Below are 17,182 nucleotides of genomic sequence, written 5' to 3'. Positions count from 1 at the left end.
GAGGCCCGGTGTTCTTCCTTCGGTAGTCCTCGTCGCTCGCCTAGCGGCTCGCGCCTGCGGAGGACTCAGGAAGAACACCGGGCCTCATCCCTGTTTTCGCTGAAGGTCGGCTCTGTTGTTCTCCCGGCGGCTGCATCTGCTCGCTTGCGTTCGGTTCCAGCCCGATGTTCCGCGCCGCAGGCCGAAGCAGGATGGTGCGCACTCGGAGCGGCTAGGCATTCTCCTTGCGGAAGACGCTCGTGCCCCACCAGCCGCCGAGGGCACTGAGGACGATCGCGGCAAGCAGGCCCCACGCCACTTGCGAGCTCAGGACGTCGCCGAGGAAGGAGCTGCGGACCGCGTCGACGATCCAGCGGAACGGCATGAAGTCCGACACCCGCTCGAGCCACGCCGGACCCAGCGTCATCGGCAGCAGGATTCCCGAGAGCAACAGGATCGGCATCAACAGCATGTTCAGCACCGGTGCCATCACGTCCTCACTCTTGGTCGTGAGCGCCAGCGCGTTCGACGCCGCCGCGCAGGCGCCGCCGACCAGCAGGGTGATGACGATGCCGAGGATCATGCCCGGCACCGAGGCGCGCATGCCCATCGCATAGCCGAGTGCGACCAGGATCAGCGCCTGGACGAGCAACTGCAACAGATCGCGCAACAGGCGTCCGAACAGCAACGACGTCCGGCTGGCCGGCGTCACCCGTTCGGCCTCGATGACGCCCTCGCGCCACTCGCCGATGAGGCCGAAGCCCGCGAACATCGCCCCGAACATGCCGAGCTGAACCAGCAGACCCGGAACCAGGAACGTGTAGGCGTTGTCGCCGACGCCGGGGAACTGCGAGACGAGCGGTTTCAGCAGCGGTCCGAACAGGACCAGGTACATCACCGGCTGCATGATGCCGATGAGCACCCACGCCGGGTTGCGCAGGTTCATGCGCAGCTGGCGGCGGAAGACGATGTACGACTCACGCAGGAATCTCATCGCTGCCCTCCTTGTCGTCGGAGCCGGCCTCGGCGTCGCGGAGACTGCGGCCGGTGAGAGTCAGGAACACGTCGTCGAGGGTGGGCCGCTTGATCTCGATCTCTTCGAGGGTGTTGCCGCCGGCCTCCAATTCCCGCAGGAGCCCCGGAACCACCTTCGCGGAGCCGCGCAGGCGAGCCCGGACGCCGAAGCCGTCGACCGAGACCTCCGTCGCGCCGAGCGACTCGAGCTGCGCCGCGGCCCGGGATACCGGTTCGGCGGCCGCGAACTCCAGGTGCAGCAGATCGCCGGACACCTGCGACTTCAGGTTCTCCGGGGTGTCGGCGGCGACGATGGTGCCGTTGTCGATGATCATGATCCGGTCGGACAGCGCGTCGGCCTCGTCGAGGTAATGCGTGGTCAGGAACACCGTGGCGCCGCGGTCGGTCCGCAGCTTGGCGATGTGTTCCCAGAGGTTCGCGCGTGCCTGCGGGTCGAGTCCCGTGGTCGGCTCGTCGAGGAACACGAGGGTCGGGTCGTGGATCAGGCCCATCGCGATGTCGAGCCGCCGGCGCTGCCCGCCCGACATGTTCTTCGGCATCCGGTCCCAGAGTCCTTCGAGTTGCAGCTGGTCGAAGAGTTCCTTACCGCGCCGGACGGCGTCCCGGCGGTTCATCCCGTAGAGCTGTCCGTGGTCGGTGACCTCGTCGCCGGCGAGCGCCTGGGAGAAGGTGGAACCCGCCTGCGAGACGTAGCCGATGCTGCGGCGCACCTGCACCGACTGCGTCGCCACGTCGAAGCCGTTGACCGTCGCCGTCCCCGCGGTCGGACGCAGCAGCGTGGTCAGCATGCGCAGCGTGGTGGTCTTGCCTGCACCGTTGGGGCCGAGGAAGCCGACCACCTCACCCTCGGCGATGTCGAGGTCGACGCCGTCGACGGCGCGCACCTCTCGTCTGTTCTTGCCTTTGCCCGTCACGAATGTCGCCGCGAGTCCGCGCGCGTGGATCATCCGCTCGCCCCCTTCCGTCGATCCTATTCAAATTTGACTATTCAATACTGCGGCAGCTCGCGCCGGGTGTCAACCGATCGGCCGATCAGTCTCGACGCCCGCCGAGCTCGGCTCGGTACCGCTCGCGGTCGTCCATCATCTGGTAGCCGGGGTCGTCGGCGGGCTGCGCCCACCTCCCGGTGCCGTCGAAGTCGAGGCGACCGGCGCCGATGTCGTCCAGCACCCCGTCGAGCCAGTGGAGTTCCACCTCGGCGAAGCTCTTCCACAATTCCAGGCTCCGTACCGCATGCGGAGGCGCGTACGGGTTCGACCCCTCGGGTGGGAGGATCTCCGGGATCGACTGCCGCACGGCCGCACGACGGCGGCGGAGGGCGTCCTCGGCGCGCTCGCCGCCGAGCATCGGCAGCAGGCCGAAGGCGGCCTGGAAGGCGTGCCGGTCGAAGACGTTCACGTCGACCACGGCTGAGACGATCGCGTCCTCGAGTGCGGCGCGGCCGGCGTCCGTCAGCTGATAGACGACGACGTCCCGGCCGCCGTCGGCGACCGTCTGGGCCGACATCAACCCCTGGTCGGCGAGGCTTCTCAGCCCGTGATAGATCGACCCCGGTTTGATGCTGGCCCACTCGTCCACCCGCCACGACAGCAGCTCTCGTCGGATCTGGTAGCCGTTCACCGGCTCGAACAATCCGACCGCGCCGAGGAGTAACAGCCTCGTAGTCGTGACAGACATACGGGTAACGGTAATCGGCATCGTGATCGGCGGACCAGGGCCCGCCGGACCCCGGTGAAAATTCCTACTTCCAGGTAACCGGACAGACGTGAGACCGTCGAAAGCAGAAGTGTGCTTCGGCACACGAAAGCAGAGTATGGGAGAGATCAGCATGGCCGAACTGCCCGAAGCTGTCGGAACACGAAAGATCGGGATGCTCGGGATCGGCGCACACCGGCCCGAACGCGTCGTCACGAACGAAGAGATCTGCGCGACCATCGACTCCTCCGACGAGTGGATCTACACGCGCACCGGAATCAAGAGCCGGCGATTCGCGCGCCGGGACGAGACCGTCGTCGAGATGGGCGTGAACGCGGGCCGCAAGGCGATCGCGAACGCCCTGCTGTCCGGCTCGGACATCGACGCCGTCATCCTCGCCACCAACACGCACCTGCTGCTGACCCCGGCCGGCGCGACGGCCATCGCCACCGAGCTCGGCGCCAACGGTGTCCCGGCATTCGACGTGACGGTCGGTTGCGCGGGCTTCGGCTATGCGATGTCGATTGCGTCGGACATGGTGCGCGGCGGCAGCGCCAGCCACGTGCTGGTGGTCGGATCCGAGCAGCTCTCGGTGACCCTCGACATGACCGACCGGTCCAACTGCTTCATCTTCGGCGACGGCGCCGCGGCCGTCGTGGTGGGACCGACCGAGGATCAGCAGCTCGGCCCGGTGGTGTGGGGCAGCGACGGCACCCAGTTCAACGCCATCCGCCAGGACATCGACTGGATCAGCTACATGGACGGCGGTGACATCAACAACCGCCCCTACCTGCGACTCGAGGGAACCGCGGTGTTCCGCTGGGCCGCGTTCGAGATGGGCAAGGCGGCGCAGCGAGCCCTCGACGTCGCGAAGGTCGACGCCAGCGAGATCGACGTCTTCGTCCCCCACCAGGCCAACTCGCGCATCAACGAACTGCTGGCCCGCAGCCTGAAGTTCCCGGAGTCGACGGTGATCGCCAACGACATCGAGAAGACCGGCAACACCTCCGCCGCGTCGATCCCCCTCGCAATGGAGGACCTCCTCTCGACCGGCGCGGCCAAGCCCGGCGACACCGCCCTGCTCCTCGGATACGGCGCAGGCCTCAGCTACGCGGCCCAGGTCGTGAAGATGCCGCCCATCCCTTTCGAATAGCGCGCGCGACGGAGTCGCGGGTTGAGCCGACGAACGAGGCCGAAGGCCGAGCGTCGGTCGAAACCACGGTGAGTAACGCTGGAACCGAAGCACAGGTTTCGACTGCGCTTCTCGCTTCGCTGCGATGCTCGCTCAACCAGCGGGCGGGTCGCTCAACCATCCGCGGTCCATCCGCTCCCCTAACCTGCATCCGCTCCCCTCCGGAGGTGCGCACATGCAGGTTTCGGGAGCGCCTGCAGGTCGCGGGAGCGGATGCAGGCCGGCGACGCGGACTCGGGTCCCTCCCCCGCCGGGTCTCGACCGATTCTCGGCCTTCGGCCTCGTGAATCGGCTCGACCTGCCGCTCCGCGGCAAAATTGCCGGTGACCACGACAAACCGATAGCGTAGACGGGTGAGTTCCGAGGTCATCAGCCGTGAAGTCAAGCGGCGTCGTACGTTCGCCATCATCTCCCATCCGGACGCCGGTAAGTCGACGATGACCGAAGCGCTCGCGCTGCACGCACGCATGATCAGCGAGGCGGGCGCGGTGCACGGCAAGGGCGGCCGCCGCTCCACGGTCTCCGACTGGATGGAGATGGAGAAGGCCCGCGGCATCTCGGTGAGCTCCACGGCGCTGCAGTTCAGCTACTCGTCGCCGGACACCGACACCGACGTCCCCAACGTCATCAATCTCGTCGACACCCCCGGACACTCGGACTTCTCGGAGGACACCTACCGGGTGCTGACAGCGGTCGACGCCGCGGTCATGCTGATCGACGCCGCCAAGGGCCTGGAGCCGCAGACCCTCAAGCTGTTCCAGGTGTGCCGCCACCGCGGCATCCCGGTGATCACCGTGATCAACAAGTGGGACCGCCCCGGCCGCACCCCGCTGGAGCTGATCGACGAGATCAGCGAACGGATCGGGCTCATCCCGACTCCGCTCTACGTTCCCGTCGGGATCGCGGGCGACTACCGCGGCCTCCTGGACCGCCGCACCGGCGACTACATCCATTTCGAGCGCACCGCGGGTGGCGCGAAGATCGCGCCCGAGGAGTTCCTCACCGCCGATCAGGCCGCCGAACGCGAGGGCGACGTCTGGTCCGCCGCGTGCGAGGAGAGCGAGCTGCTCGCCGAGCTGGGACAGGACCACGATCAGGAGATGTTCCTGGCCGGCCAGACCTCGCCGATGATCTTCACCTCCGCGATGCTGAACTTCGGTGTCCGGCAGCTCCTCGACGCACTCGTCGAGTTCGCGCCGCCGCCACGCGGCCGCGAGTCGATCGACGGAGTCGAGCGCAGCGTCACCGACCCGTTCAGCGCCGTGGTCTTCAAGGTCCAGGCAGGCATGGACAGCAGCCACCGCGACCGCCTCGCGTACATGCGCATCGTGTCCGGTGAGTTCGAGCGCGGCATGGTCGTCACGCATGCGCAGACCGGCAAGCCGTTCGCCACCAAGTACGCGCAGGCGGTGTTCGGCCGCGACCGTTCGACGGTCGACACCGCGTTCCCGGGCGACGTCGTCGGCCTCGTCAACGCGATGGCCCTGGCGCCCGGCGACACCCTGTACATCGACCCGAAGGTGCAGTACCCGCCGATCCCGTCGTTCGCGCCAGAACACTTCTCGACGCTGCGCGTGACCACCGCGGACAAGTACAAACAGTTCCGCAAGGCCGTCGATCAGATGGACGCGGAAGGTGTGGTGCAGGTGCTCCGCAACGACGTCCGCGGCGACGCCTCGCCGGTTCTCGCGGCCGTCGGACCCATGCAGTTCGAGGTCGTCACCGCCCGGATGAAGGCCGAGTTCAACGTCGACACCATCATCGAGCCGCTCGGCTACTCGCTGGCACGACGGACCGACGAGCAGAGCGCGCCCGAACTGAACCGGCAGCGAGGTGTGGAGGTCTTCACCCGCAGCGACGGCGCGATCCTCGCGCTCTTCTCCGACAAGTGGCGCCTGCAGTACATCGAGAAGGAGCACTCCGACCTGCTGCTGGAACCGCTGGTCGCAGCGGCGGATTGATGGGCCCGGTACGCCGGGCCGCAGTGGGCGCCGTCGCGGCCACGGCGGTCGTCGGCACAGTCGCGGCGTGCGGCGCTCCCGATTCCGGGATCGCCCCGTCGTTGGCGCCGCATCCGAGCTCCGTCGAAGCGTCGACGGCCCGGATCGACGCCGCCGCCTGCGAGGCCACGCCGCCGTCGGGCCGGATCGTCCGCAGCGGCTACGGCCTGAGCTATTCGACGGGGACGATGACGATCGCGGTCAAGCCCGACGGCGGTGCGCCGACGTGCGTCGAGTTCGCCAAATCGGGCAGGGCGGACCCGGCGGTTCCGCCGGACACGCTGCTGTTCACCTTCGCCGGTGATCGCGGCGAAGGCGCGCAGCTGGAGTTCCTCGCGGTCGACCTGGCAGGCGGCACACTTCCGTGGCCGGCCGGCGCCGTGGCACGACCGCCCGGTGCACCCATCACCACGACCGTCGGGGTGTCGCTCGACGGCGTCTACTTCGCCTCCCCGTCGTGCACGCTGGCGCTGACGACGGTGACCGATCAGCGGGCGGCGGGCCGATTCTCCTGCCCGTCCGCGGTCGCGCAGACCGAGGATCCGCTGAATCCCGACGACGACATCGCCCACGACGACCCGGCGACCGCTGCGACACCGCCGAAGACTGCGGCGCTGTCGGGGCTCTTCGTCGTCGGGCGCTGACCTCGGGTCAGACGCCCGCGATCGCGGCGGTCACGGCCAGGTCGACCTCTTCGACCGTCGCCGGGTCGAAGTGCGGATCGCGATCCTTGTCGACCAGGACCGCCCGCACGCCCTCGGCGAAATCCGGGTGCGCGGTGATCCGACCGGCCGCCGACAGTTCACGATCGAGGCATTCGGCCAGCGAGGACGTCTTGCCCGCGGTGATGAGGTCCGCGGTGACGCACAGGCTGGTCGGCGAGGCCGACGCCATCAGATCGAGCATCTCCTCCGCCCACGCGTCGCCGACCGCGCCGCGGAGGCCGCCGAGGATGGCCATGACGTTGTCGTCGGCGAAGTACTCGGTGATCTTCCGCAGGCGCAGATCCGTGCTCACCTGCCCGCGATGGTCGGCGAAGACCTCGCGCAGTTCGACGCCCCGGCGAATCGCGTCGGCGACGTCGCCGAGCTGATCCGACGGCACGAAGTGGGTGGCCAGGCCGACGGCGACGGCATCGGCGCCGTGCAGCCGGGCGCCGGTCAGCCCCAGCCACATGCCGATGCCATGCGGCAGCCGCGGCAGGAAGTAGGTGGCACCGACGTCCGGGAAGAAGCCGATCGCGGTCTCCGGCATCGCGAGCAGGGCGCGCTCGGTGACCACCCGGATCTCCCCGTGGACGCTGATGCCGAGTCCGCCGCCCATCGCCGCACCGTCGACCAGCGCGATGTACGGCTTCGGATACTCGGCGATCAACTGGTTCAGCCGATACTCGGCGGCGAAATAGCGGGTGACCTCAGCCGACTCCCCTGCCAGTGCGAGATCGCGGATCGCGCGGATGTCGCCGCCCGCGCAGAACGCGCGGTCGTGCGCCGACGTGACGAGCACCCGCTCGATCGACTCGTCGTTGCCCCACGCCTCGAGGGCGGCATGCATGTCCTCGATCATCGTCAGGTCGAGGGCGTTCAGGGCGCGCGGGCGGTCGAGGATGATCTCGGCGACGCCGCCACGGACCTCGGTTCGGATGAAAGACATGCGGTCACGGTATCGCAGTGCCCTGTGCCGCAACGCAATCGTCCCCGTGAGCGGGCCTCTCGGCCTGACTTCACCTCACGGGGACGAGTGCGACTCGGGTCAGTGACGCGACGTGTTGCTCGCGACGGTGCCGGTGTTCTCCGCGATGCGCGCGGTGTTCTGGCTGATCTTGAAGATCGCGATGTAGAGCTCGAAGAGGACGCGGGCCAGGATCAGGTAGATGAGGTAGAACAGCGGAACGAAGATCAGGGCGCCGATCACCATCAGCAGCCCCGAGCCGACGTTGTCGCCCATTTCGGCGAAGCCGCCGACGACGCCGACCAGCAGCGCGATCACCGCGATGATCGAGAACACGATGGTGACGATCATGTACAGCACCGGGATCACGCGGGTCGCGACCATCTTGCTGAACTGGAAGTCGAACAGGGCCGACAGGAACGACCCCGACTCCTCCGGGGGAAGCTGCTGCGCACCGCCCGAGGCCGGGTACGGCTGGTTGTACGCACTGAACTGCTGGGTGTAGTCGGACGGCTGCCCGTAGCCCCCGGCCTGCTGGCCGTACGTCGGCTGCTGACCGTACGTCGGCTGCTCGCCGTACGCGCCGGGCTGCTGACCGTACTGAGGCTGGCCGGGCTGCGGCTGCTGTCCTTCCGGCTGCCCGGGCTGCGACGGCTGGCCGTCGGACGGGTTGGACGGATCATTGGGCGGAGTCGTCATACGTGAACCTCTCAGGTAGACAAGCCTGATCGCCCGGTCGGCGACCTATGTGGGAACAACCTAACAACCTCGCGCGCGACACGCTGAGAACCACGCTGCGGCCCGTCTCCGAACGACACGTTCGTGACACGGCCGAGGCCGTGTTGCGACGTCCCGGGTCAGCCAACCAGCTCCGACAGTTCCAGCCAACGCTCCTCGAGATCGGCGGTCTCGCCCTCGGCGACCCGGAGCCTCTCGGTCAGTTCGCCGAGGCCTGCATAGTCGCTCTGGTCGAAGGCGGCCATCTTCTCGTGGATCTTCGCGATCTCCTTGGCCAGCTTCTCCAGCTTGCGCTCGACCGCGTTGAACTCCTTCCGGGCGGCCTGATGCTCGGCCGCCGACAGCCCACCGGTGGACGACGCCGGCTTCTGCTCCGCCGCCGGCGCGGCCTTCTTCGCCGGTGCCGCGCTCTGATCGGCCGCGCGGCGCTCCAGATACTGCTCGATGCCGCGGGGCAGATTGGTCAGCTTCCCGTCGCCGAACAGCGCCCACGTGCTGTCACAGACGCGCTCGATCAGATAGCGGTCGTGGCTGATCACGACCAGCGTGCCCGCCCAGCCGTCGAGGAGGTCCTCGACCTGCTGGAGGGTGTCGATGTCGAGGTCGTTGGTCGGCTCGTCGAGCAGGAGGACATTGGGTTCGGCCATCAGCACGCGCGTGAACTGCAGCCTGCGGCGTTCGCCGCCGGACAGGTCGCCGACGGGCGTCCGCTGGCGGGCCGGCGAGAAGCCGAGGCGTTCGGCCAGTTGGCCGGCCGAGAGTTCCTTGTCGCCGAGCATCACCGTGCCTGCGACCTCCTCGACGGCGTCGAGCAGGCGCAGGTCGGGGTCGAGGTCGTCGAGCTCCTGGCGCAGCCAGCCGATGGAGACGGTCTTGCCCTCGATCCGGCGGCCGGGCGCGACCGGCACCTCCCCGGCGAGGGCCCGCAGCAGGGTGGTCTTGCCGGAGCCGTTGACGCCGACCAGGCCCACCCGCTCACCGGGTGCGAGTCGCCAGGTGGCGTCGTCGAGCAGCACGCGTCCTTCGACGTCGCCGGACGACGGTGTGGTGAGGTGCGCGTTCTCGAGTTCGATGACGACGCGGCCGAGGCGGCGCTTGGCGAACGCCGAGAGCTCGACGGTGTCGCGCGGCGGCGGAACGTTCGCGATCAGTTTCTCGGCCGCCTCGACGCGGTACCGCGGCTTGGACGTCCGTGCGGGCGCACCGCGACGCAGCCAGGCCAGTTCCTTGCGTGCGAGGTTGCGGCGACGTTCCTCTGCGGCGTCGGCCTGACGGGCGCGTTCCGCGCGCGCGAACACCCAGTCGTTGTAGCCGCCCTCGTACTCGTCCACGCGACCGGAGTGGACCTCCCAGGTCCGGGTGGCGACGGTGTCGAGGAACCAGCGGTCGTGGGTCACGACGATCAGCGCGCTCCGCCGGTTCACCAGGTGCTCGGCGAGCCAGTAGACGCCCTCGATATCGAGGTGGTTGGTCGGCTCGTCGAGGATCAGCAAGTCGGAGTCGGTGACCAGTGCGGCGGCGAGGGCGGTGCGACGGCGCTGCCCGCCCGAGAGCTCACCGACCTTGCGGTGCAGGATCTCGTCGACGCCGATGCCGGCCAGGATGCCGCGGATGCGGGCGTCGCCCGCCCACTCGTGCTCGGCGACCTCCGCGCCGACCACCGCGTCGGCGACCGTGATCTCCGGATCGAGGTCGCCGCCCTGCGTCACCGTGGCGACGTGGATGTCACCGACCCGGGAGATGCGCCCCGAGTCGGGTTCGGCGATCCCGGCGAGGATCTCCAGAAGTGTGGTCTTGCCGCCGCCGTTGAGTCCGACGACACCGATCCGTTCGCCCTCGTGCACGCCGACGCTCACCTCGTCCAGGAGCGGCTTGATGCCGAAGCTCTTGCTGATGCGCTCGGCGTTGATCAGCGACGTGTTCGTACGCGGGGACATTCTCGCTCTTTCCGTTGGTCGATCGTCGCCGGCTCAGTTGGCCGCGATCAGGCGGGCTCCGGCCACCGGTCCCGACGCGGTCCGGACCGCCTTGGCGACGCCCGAGCCCGAGAGTTCGGCGGCCACCTCGACTGCGGCGTCCGCGTCCGCGCAGAGGAACGCGCAGGTCGGACCCGAGCCCGACACGATCCCGGCGAGGGCTCCCGCCTCGCGTCCGGCGCGAAGTGTGCGACGCAGCAGCGGCTGCAGCGACAGCGCGGCCGGCTGCAGATCATTGTGAAGCAAAGGCGCCACCGCATGCACATCGCCGGAGGCCAGCGCCTGCATCAGCGCGTCCGGCCGGGTGGTTCCGGCGGCCGCGGGCTGGTCGTCGTCGCCGCGGGCCCGCAGCCGGTCGATCTCGCGGTACACCTCCGGCGTCGAGAGCCCGGTGCCCGCGACGGCGAGCACCCAGTGCATGTCGCCGCGATGCAGTACCGGAAGCAGCTTCTCGCCGCGGCCGGTGCCCAGCGCGGCGCCGCCGACCACGGAGAACGGCACATCGGAGCCGAGCTCGGCCGCGATCTCCAGCAGGTCGTCGCGCGCGATGTCCAGGCGCCAGAGCCGAGCGGCGGCGACCAGCGCACCCGCCGCATCGGCCGAACCGCCCGCCATGCCGCCCGCGACGGGGATGGCTTTGTCGATGGTGATCGCCGCATGCGGGTCGGCGCCGACGCGCCGGGCCAGCGCGACCACCGCCCGGGCCGCGAGGTTGGTCGCGTCGGCGGGCACCTGCCTGCGGCTCTCGCCGCGGACGGTGACCGAGAGCGCGTCGTCGGCCCGCACGGTGACGTCGTCGAAGAGCGACAGCGCGCAGTAGAGCGTGGAGAGCTCGTGGAAGCCGTCGTCGCGCAGGGGGCCGACGCCGAGATGGAGGTTGATCTTCGCGGGCACCCGCGCGGTGGCGCCACCCATCATCGGGCGGCCCCGTTCCGGATGCCCGCCTCGTGACCTGCCCGAGCGAGCCGGACGAAGTCGTCGACCGTGCAGCGCTCGCCCCGGAGTCCGGGGTCGATCTCGGCCGCGCGGAGCAGTTCCTCGGCATGCGGCGCGCTGCCCGCCCACGACGACAGCGCCGATCTGAGCGTCTTGCGGCGCTGTGCGAACGCGGCGTCGATGACCGCGAACGTCTCCGACCGCAGTGCGGGGTCGGTCCCGAACGCATCGCGCCGATCGATGCGGACCAGTCCGGATTCGATCTTGGGCTCGGGCCAGAAGACGTGCTTGCCGATCGATCCCGCCCGAGCGACGTCGCCGAAGAAGCGCGCCTTGACGCTCGGGACACCGTAGATCCGACCGCCCGGGGTGGCGGCCAGCCGATCCGCGACCTCCGCCTGGACCATCACCAGCGCCGTGCGGATGGTCGGGAACTGCGCCATCAGGTGCAGGAGCACGGGTACCGCGACGTTGTACGGCAGGTTCGCGACCAGGGCGGTCGGTGTCTGCGGCAGGTCGCCGGGCAGCACGCCGAGCGCGTCAGCGGTCACCACGTCGAAGTTCGCGGCCTGGCCCGGTGCGAACTCGGCGATCGTCCGCGGCAGTCGTGCGGCGAGCTTGCGGTCGATCTCCACCGCGACCACCCGCCCGGCCTCCGCCAGCAGTGCCAGCGTGAGTGAGCCGAGACCCGGACCGACCTCCAGCACGACGTCGTCGGCGCCGATCCCCGAGGCGGTCACGATCCGGCGGACCGTGTTCGCGTCGTGCACGAAGTTCTGCCCCAGCGTCTTGGTGGGACGGACATCGAGCTCTGCGGCCAGCGCACGGATCTCGGCGGGGCCGAGCAGACGCGGCGAATCAGGGACGGAGTTCACCTGAACATTGTGACTGATGATCGCGCCCCGACCTCGCACCGGCGACGGGAGTCACCCGAGTCCCAGCCTGCGTGACGGTGGTTTCGACTTGCTTCGCTCGCTCAACCGACGAGGTCCGCTGGTTGAGCGAGCGCAGCGAGTCGAAACCGACGAAACCCGGGCTGGATGTCAGTACCAGCCCGGGTTTCGGGGTTTCGACTCGCTCGACCGGCGAAGCGCGGGGTGCTCAGATCAGCGGAGACCGATCTGCGACGAGCAGGACGGCCAGGCGCCCCAGCCCTGTGCGGCCTGAGTCTTCTCGGCGATCGCGATCTGCTCCTCGCGGGTGGCGAGGTCCGGGCGCGGCGCGTACTCCTGACCGCCCCAGCGATCCCAGGTGTTCTGGTCGAACTGGATGCCGCCGTAGAAACCGTTGCCCGAATTGATGGCCCAGTTACCGGTCGACTCGCACTGCGCGAGACGGTCCCAGACCCCGAACGGGACGGCCGGTGCGCCCGGCTTGGTGCCGACGCGGACGGTCGCGGCCTTGGGCTCGACGAGCACCTTCTCGCTGAGCTTGGTCTTCTTGACGACCTTGCCGTTGATGGTGGTGATCGAGTACTTCACGTCGGCCTTGCCCGGCGTGCCCGGGTCCTCGACCTTCTTGGTGCCGCGGATCAGGGTGTCGTCGTTCTTGGTGTTCTCCGGGGGCTTGACGTCCTCGGTGATGGTCTTGTCCTCGGTCTTGATCCGGGTGACCAGGATGTTCATGTCCTTGCTGACCGGGCTGTCGGCGGCCGGCGTCACCTTGTCGGTGGCCGACAGCGGCTTGCCCGCGCGGGCGAGGAGGTCGCCGACGGTCTTGGCCGCGATGGTCGGCGTCGACTTGTCGCCGCCGTCGTCGAGCTTGACCTGCTTGGGCGAGGTGACGTCGAGGTCGGCGCCCGAGACGGGCAGCACGTCGTTGAGGGGTGCGGTGACCGAGCTGGTGGCCATGCCGCGCTCGGCGAGCACCTGGCCGACGGTCGACGCGTTGGTGGTGATGTTCAGCGGCGTCCCGTCGACGACCAGCTGCACCTTCTTGAGGCGGTCCACGGTGATCGTCTGGTTGTTCTGCGGGGAGCTGTTCAGCGGAACGCTCACCTTGTCGCCGTCGACCGGATCGACACCGTTGTCGCGGAGCACGCTCCCGACCGAGAAGGCCATGGTGCTCACGTGCGAGGTCTGCCCGTCGACTGCCAGCGTCACCTCCTTGTGCATGACTGCCCCGGTGACGGCTCCGGCCGTGACGGTGGTCAGCACGGCGCCGAGGGCTACTCGAGCGCGCATGGATGTAGACGTGTTGATTCGTTTAAAGACAGACATTCGTTTCCCTGCCGGGTTGGGTATATCCATCCGCGTCGGCAGCACGGATCACGGTACGGTAACGAATCGGGGTGGGTTACCGCAACGGAAACTTGTAGACCCGGCGTGCGTTTGATCCGAGAACGTCCGCCATTCGCTCGTCCGACACTCCGCGGAGGTCCGCCAGGAATCGGGCGGTGTAGGGGACGCAATACGGCTGATTGGGCTGGCCACGGTAGGGATGCGGGGTCAGGAAGGGGGCGTCGGTCTCCACCAGGATCAGCTCGTCCGGCGTCAGGAGAGCCGCCTCACGCAATTCGGTGGAGTTGTTGAATGTCACAGTTCCGGAAAAGCTCAACACGTACCCGAGGTCGATGCATTCGCGGGCGATCTCGCGGTCGCCGGAGAAGCAGTGCATCACCACCGTTTCGGGAGCGCCCTCAGCTGCGAGAACGTCGAGCAGGTCGCGGTCGGCGTCCCGATTGTGGATCATCAGCGTTTTGCCCGACCGCTTGGCCAGGTCGATGTGCCAGGCGAATGCGTCCTTCTGCGCGGCGGGGTCCGCGCAGTCATCGGACCGCGTGGTCCAGTAGTAGTCGAGTCCGGTCTCGCCGACGGCGACCACTCGCGGATCGGCGACCATCTCCTCGAGTTCGGCGCGCGACTCGTCGTTCAGGTCGCCCGCGTGTGTCGGATGCAGTCCGACCGCCGCGAACGCGCGGTCGTCCCAGTGCGCCGCGGCCACGGCCCAGCGCGCGTCGACCATGTCGTCGGCGACCGTCACCACCTGGTCGACGCCGACGGCCTCGGCGTGGTCGAGGATGGCGCGGACATCGGCCTCGGTACGACCACCGCAGGCGGCCAGGTGCGTGTGCGCGTCCACCAGCCCGCGCAGCGGCTGCGGATCCGGCGGCGGCAGACGCCGCCGACGCTTCTTGATCTCCTTGGCGGTCAGTTCACCCGTCGAGTCGGTCACCGGTTCAGCTTGCCCGAGAGGTCGACGGTCCCGGAAATCACGGTGATCGACGAGCCGCCGATCCAGATCCGACCGCCGTCGTCGTCGACCTGGACACGCCCGGCCCGGTGCAGGGCGGTGCCCTGTGCGACGACGTACGACGCGGGCACGACCCCCGCGGCCCGCAGCCACACCGCGAATCCCGCGTTCAGACTGCCGGTCACCGGGTCCTCCGGCACGCCGAGTTCCGGCACGAACGCGCGGACCTCGTAGTCGGCGCCGCGGGCGGCGGCCTCCTCGGGCGACCACGGGCCGATCACACCGACCTCGAGGTCACCGAGCGCGGCGAAGTCCGGCTCGATGTCCAGCACACGCTGCCCGTCGGAGACGAGCACGCCGAGCCATTCGGGACCGTTGCAGACCCAGTTCGCGTCGGTCACGTCGTCGGGCGCCAACCCGAGCGCGTCGCGAACAGTCGTCATCGTCGCCTCGTCCACCGGTCCCGACCGCACCAGCGGCGGCGCGGCGAAGGCGAGGCGGCCCGCGCCCGGCTCGCGGCGGATGGTCACGAGCCCGATCCCGCACTCCTGGACCAGGTCGTCGCCCGCCGGGACGCCGCCCGCCTCCAGCCACGCGTGCGCCGAACCGAGGGTGGGATGCCCGGCGAAGGGCAACTCTCCCCCGGGCGTGAAGATCCGGAGCCGGTAGTCGGCCGCCGGATCGGTCGGCGCCAGCAGAAAGGTGGTCTCCGACAGGTTCGTCCAACGGGCGAAGGCCGCCATCTGCTCGTCCGACAGCCCGTCCGCACCGAAGACCACCGCGACCGGATTGCCACGGGTCGGCTCGGTGGTGAACACGTCCACCTGCGCGAAGTCGTGAGTCATCCGCTCATTGTGCCGCGCAGGCGGCACCACGACTCAGCTCGCCCGGAGGAAGTCGCCGGTCCGCTCCGCTCCGAGGATCGGCAGCGGCTTCCCGTCCGCGACCACCGGTCGGCCGCCGATCAGCACCGCGGGCACCGTCGCATCGTTCCGGTTCACCATGCGCGACAGCCCGTCGTACTCGGGCACCGGACTCTCGGCGTAGCCGTCGAGCGTCTCGTCGAGGTGCGCCGGATCGACGACCACGATGTCCGCGCGATCGCCGACGCGCAGGTGACCGGCGTCGAGTCCGTACCAATCGGCGAGCTCACCGGTCAGCCGGTGCACGGCCTGCTCGACGGACATGAACGGTGTGCCCGCCTCCACGGCGTCGTTGACCCGCCGCAGCAGTCGCAGACCGAAGTTGTAGAACGACATGTTCCGCAGGTGCGCACCAGCATCGGAGAAGCCGAGCTGAATGCCGGGGTCCGAGGCGAACGTGTTGAGCACCTCCGGGCGGTGGTTCGAGATGGTGGTCCGCCACCGCACCTTCTTACCGTGCTCCACCAGGAGATCGAGGAAGGCGTCGACGGGGTGAACGCCGCCGCGGTCGATGCCGACCTGGCCGAATGTCTTGCCGATCACCGTGGGATCGGGACAGTCGACGATCTCCGCGTCGAAGAAGTCGCGGTGCCACACCCGTGGTCCGTACTTCTTGTCGTAGTCCTTGCGGAAGCGGCGCCGGTAGGCCTCGTCGGTCAGCATCGCCTGCTGCGCATCGAGCCGGTTGGCGAGGTCGAGCGCCGCCGCACCGGAGCCGAACTCCTCGAAGACCGGCAGGTCGATGCCGTCGGAGTAGACCTCGAACGGCACCGGGAGGTGCTGCCAGCGGAAGTCGCCGCCGAGTGAGTTCACCGTCCGCGCCATCACCGGGAACAGCTTCGCGATGCCCGGGATCGCCTTCACGTCGGCCGCCGACAGCAGGCTGACCTTGAGCTTCGGTCGGAACACGCCGAGCGTGCTCAGCGTCATCGCCACCATGCTCTGCGGCCGCGCGACGTCCGGCCCGCCCTGCAGCGCCCGCCCGCGCTTGCGCAGAATCGAGTTGAGGCGGCTGCGCTCCTTCGATTTGGCGTACGTGGACGGCAGCGTGCGCGACCGGCAGGCCTCGCCGTCGAGCTTGTCGAACATGAGCTGCTGCGACGACATGCCGACGAAGCCCGCGTCGAGCGCCTCGTCCAGCCGCGCCTCCATGGACGCCATCTCGCCCGGCGTCGGCTTCACGTTCTTGCGCGTGGCGCGGTCGAGGCCCATCTCGGCGGCGCGGATGTCGGAGTGCCCGATGAACGCCGCGATGTTCGGTCCGAGCGGGAGGGCCTCGAGCGCCTGGACGTACTCCTCGGCGGTGTTCCATGATTTCTTGGTCTCGATCGTCTCCACGACATGCCTGCGCGGAATCGCCTCGACCCGTCCGAACAGGTCACCCGCATCGGAGGCGTCGACGTGCACCGTCGACAGCGAGCACGAACCGACGAGGATCGACGTGACGCCGTGCCGCACAGATTCGTCCAGTCCCGGCCGGAGCAGGACCTCGACGTCGTAGTGGGTGTGGATGTCGACGATCCCCGGAATCACCCACTTGCCCTCCGCATCGACGACGTCGGCACAGCCGGTCTCGTCCAGCGGCTCGGCGGCGACCGCGGCCACACGCCCGCCCTTGATCCCGAGGTGGCGGATCTGCGACGGCGCGCCCGTCCCGTCGAACCAGCGCCCGTTCTTGACGATCGCGTCGTAGGTCATCGCCGATCACTCCATTCAGTTTCGTCGCGGGACACCGATGGTCGCGCAGTGTGACTGGTGTCATATTTCAACCTCGCTGACACTCTGTCAAGTGACTGTCATAGAGATCAGTCACCGACGTGTCGGCTTGTGACTGGCGGTCACGTG

15 protein-coding genes are annotated in these 17,182 nt (G+C 68.9%); 3 read left to right on the top strand and 12 right to left on the bottom strand.

Annotation, left to right across the window (positions count from 1 at the left end):
* Positions 1-211 precede the first annotated feature (211 nt).
* The 3 genes from SCNU_RS12585 to SCNU_RS12575 all read right to left on the bottom strand — a co-directional run bounded on the left by SCNU_RS12585 (position 212) and on the right by SCNU_RS12575 (position 2,691).
* Positions 212-973: an ABC transporter permease gene (locus tag SCNU_RS12585; protein WP_009679766.1), complete on the bottom strand. Its 762-nt coding sequence runs from the start codon at positions 971-973 to the stop codon at positions 212-214.
* A complete protein-coding gene (locus SCNU_RS12580) occupies positions 957-1,961 on the bottom strand; it encodes a daunorubicin resistance protein DrrA family ABC transporter ATP-binding protein (protein WP_009679765.1) in 1,005 nt (334 codons plus the stop codon). Before SCNU_RS12580 ends, SCNU_RS12585 begins: the two co-directional genes overlap by 17 nt.
* Before the next feature lie 85 nt (positions 1,962-2,046).
* Entirely contained in the window at positions 2,047-2,691 is a 645-nt protein-coding gene (locus SCNU_RS12575; RefSeq protein ID WP_009679764.1) for a PadR family transcriptional regulator, read from the bottom strand.
* A 151-nt stretch (positions 2,692-2,842) separates the two neighbouring features.
* On the opposite strand from SCNU_RS12575, the gene SCNU_RS12570 reads away from it, so the two are divergent.
* From SCNU_RS12570 to SCNU_RS12560, 3 genes are all read left to right on the top strand, one after another.
* Positions 2,843-3,862, top strand: a complete 1,020-nt coding sequence (locus tag SCNU_RS12570) for a beta-ketoacyl-ACP synthase III (protein WP_040518380.1) — start codon at positions 2,843-2,845, stop codon at positions 3,860-3,862.
* A gap of 392 nt (positions 3,863-4,254) precedes the next feature.
* Positions 4,255-5,862: a peptide chain release factor 3 gene (locus tag SCNU_RS12565; protein WP_009679762.1), complete on the top strand. Its 1,608-nt coding sequence runs from the start codon at positions 4,255-4,257 to the stop codon at positions 5,860-5,862.
* The gene (locus SCNU_RS12560; RefSeq protein ID WP_040518341.1) at positions 5,862-6,545 is read left to right on the top strand and encodes a hypothetical protein; all 684 of its coding nucleotides are present in this window, start codon (positions 5,862-5,864) and stop codon (positions 6,543-6,545) included. The genes SCNU_RS12565 and SCNU_RS12560 overlap by 1 nt, the downstream gene beginning before the upstream one ends.
* A gap of 7 nt (positions 6,546-6,552) precedes the next feature.
* Here the strand turns inward: SCNU_RS12560 and SCNU_RS12555 are convergent, their stop codons facing one another.
* From SCNU_RS12555 to SCNU_RS12515, 9 genes are all read right to left on the bottom strand, one after another.
* Positions 6,553-7,554 carry an enoyl-CoA hydratase/isomerase family protein gene (locus SCNU_RS12555; RefSeq protein ID WP_009679760.1) on the bottom strand — a complete coding sequence of 334 codons (1,002 nt, stop codon included), beginning with the start codon at positions 7,552-7,554 and terminating at the stop codon, positions 6,553-6,555.
* 99 nt (positions 7,555-7,653) lie between these two features.
* Positions 7,654-8,271 (bottom strand): DUF4282 domain-containing protein, encoded by a 618-nt coding sequence (locus SCNU_RS12550; protein WP_009679759.1) that lies wholly within the window; start codon positions 8,269-8,271, stop codon positions 7,654-7,656.
* A 158-nt stretch (positions 8,272-8,429) separates the two neighbouring features.
* A complete protein-coding gene (locus tag SCNU_RS12545) occupies positions 8,430-10,247 on the bottom strand; it encodes an ABC-F family ATP-binding cassette domain-containing protein (protein WP_009679758.1) in 1,818 nt (605 codons plus the stop codon).
* A 33-nt stretch (positions 10,248-10,280) separates the two neighbouring features.
* On the bottom strand, positions 10,281-11,201 hold the full coding sequence (locus SCNU_RS12540) for a 4-(cytidine 5'-diphospho)-2-C-methyl-D-erythritol kinase (RefSeq protein ID WP_009679757.1): 921 nt from the start codon (positions 11,199-11,201) through the stop codon (positions 10,281-10,283).
* On the bottom strand, positions 11,201-12,097 hold the full coding sequence (gene rsmA / locus SCNU_RS12535) for a 16S rRNA (adenine(1518)-N(6)/adenine(1519)-N(6))-dimethyltransferase RsmA (protein ID WP_040518338.1): 897 nt from the start codon (positions 12,095-12,097) through the stop codon (positions 11,201-11,203). Before rsmA ends, SCNU_RS12540 begins: the two co-directional genes overlap by 1 nt.
* 231 nt (positions 12,098-12,328) lie before the next feature.
* On the bottom strand, positions 12,329-13,441 hold the full coding sequence (locus tag SCNU_RS12530; protein WP_040518336.1) for a resuscitation-promoting factor: 1,113 nt from the start codon (positions 13,439-13,441) through the stop codon (positions 12,329-12,331).
* A 76-nt stretch (positions 13,442-13,517) separates the two neighbouring features.
* Positions 13,518-14,396: a TatD family hydrolase gene (locus SCNU_RS12525; protein WP_009679754.1), complete on the bottom strand. Its 879-nt coding sequence runs from the start codon at positions 14,394-14,396 to the stop codon at positions 13,518-13,520.
* Positions 14,393-15,259, bottom strand: coding sequence for a PhzF family phenazine biosynthesis protein (locus SCNU_RS12520; protein ID WP_009679753.1), 867 nt, complete (start codon positions 15,257-15,259; stop codon positions 14,393-14,395). The genes SCNU_RS12525 and SCNU_RS12520 overlap by 4 nt, the downstream gene beginning before the upstream one ends.
* A 33-nt stretch (positions 15,260-15,292) precedes the next feature.
* Positions 15,293-17,035, bottom strand: a complete 1,743-nt coding sequence (locus SCNU_RS12515; RefSeq protein ID WP_009679752.1) for an N-acyl-D-amino-acid deacylase family protein — start codon at positions 17,033-17,035, stop codon at positions 15,293-15,295.
* Between the last annotated feature and the right edge of the window lie 147 nt (positions 17,036-17,182).

Source organism: Gordonia neofelifaecis NRRL B-59395 (assembly GCF_000192435.1).
GTDB lineage: Bacteria > Actinomycetota > Actinomycetes > Mycobacteriales > Mycobacteriaceae > Gordonia > Gordonia neofelifaecis.
This window is presented reverse-complemented; position numbering and strand designations above follow the sequence as displayed.

Bases quoted from the DNA above. Each gene is read 5' to 3' on its own strand.
- SCNU_RS12560 (WP_040518341.1), top strand. From the start codon at position 5,862: ATGGGCCCGGTACGCCGGGCCGCAGTGGGCGCCGTCGCGGCCACGGCG.
- SCNU_RS12585 (WP_009679766.1), bottom strand. From the start codon at position 973: ATGAGATTCCTGCGTGAGTCGTACATCGTCTTCCGCCGCCAGCTGCGC.
- SCNU_RS12540 (WP_009679757.1), bottom strand. From the start codon at position 11,201: ATGGGTGGCGCCACCGCGCGGGTGCCCGCGAAGATCAACCTCCATCTC.
- SCNU_RS12555 (WP_009679760.1), bottom strand. From the start codon at position 7,554: ATGTCTTTCATCCGAACCGAGGTCCGTGGCGGCGTCGCCGAGATCATC.
- SCNU_RS12520 (WP_009679753.1), bottom strand. From the start codon at position 15,259: ATGACTCACGACTTCGCGCAGGTGGACGTGTTCACCACCGAGCCGACC.
- SCNU_RS12580 (WP_009679765.1), bottom strand. From the start codon at position 1,961: ATGATCCACGCGCGCGGACTCGCGGCGACATTCGTGACGGGCAAAGGC.
- SCNU_RS12550 (WP_009679759.1), bottom strand. From the start codon at position 8,271: ATGACGACTCCGCCCAATGATCCGTCCAACCCGTCCGACGGCCAGCCG.
- SCNU_RS12570 (WP_040518380.1), top strand. From the start codon at position 2,843: ATGGCCGAACTGCCCGAAGCTGTCGGAACACGAAAGATCGGGATGCTC.
- SCNU_RS12575 (WP_009679764.1), bottom strand. From the start codon at position 2,691: ATGTCTGTCACGACTACGAGGCTGTTACTCCTCGGCGCGGTCGGATTG.
- SCNU_RS12515 (WP_009679752.1), bottom strand. From the start codon at position 17,035: ATGACCTACGACGCGATCGTCAAGAACGGGCGCTGGTTCGACGGGACG.
- SCNU_RS12545 (WP_009679758.1), bottom strand. From the start codon at position 10,247: ATGTCCCCGCGTACGAACACGTCGCTGATCAACGCCGAGCGCATCAGC.
- SCNU_RS12530 (WP_040518336.1), bottom strand. From the start codon at position 13,441: ATGTCTGTCTTTAAACGAATCAACACGTCTACATCCATGCGCGCTCGA.